A 427-nucleotide genomic window follows, 5' to 3' on the forward strand; every position below is an offset into this window, starting at 1 on the left:
TCGCGAAGCCATCATCGAACTGCGCAGTCGAGGCGAAACGGAACCGGGTCCGAAAAAGATCCAGGCTGCGCTGCAGGAGCGTTTCCCTGATGAGGCGCCGCCCTCGAAGACAGCGATCTACAACATCCTCAAGAAAGCCGAATTGATCAAACCACGCCGCTTACGTCAGCGGGTAGCGGTCTATCCCAAGCCACTGGAGAAGGCAGAGTCGCCTAACCAGCTGTTCAGTGCGGACTACAAAGGCCAATTTCTGACAGGTGCAGGCGTCTGGTGCTATCCGCTGACGATCATGGATCACGCCAGTCGCTTCCTGCTCGCCTGCCACAGCATGCCCAACACCAATCTCCTGGAAACGCAGGCCGTTTTCACCCAAGTGTTCCGCGAGAATGGCCTGCCTGAGCGGATCCGTACCGATAACGGTGTACCG

1 protein-coding gene is annotated in these 427 nt (G+C 58.1%); it reads left to right on the forward strand.

The window, feature by feature from the left end; all coding sequences use genetic code 11:
* The coding region (locus JWG39_RS16180) for a transposase family protein (RefSeq protein WP_500683481.1) at positions 1–427 on the forward strand (427 nt) is incomplete at both ends.

Origin of the sequence: Desulforhopalus vacuolatus, from assembly GCF_016918505.1 — a bacterium.
Classification (GTDB): domain Bacteria; phylum Desulfobacterota; class Desulfobulbia; order Desulfobulbales; family Desulfocapsaceae; genus Desulforhopalus; species Desulforhopalus vacuolatus.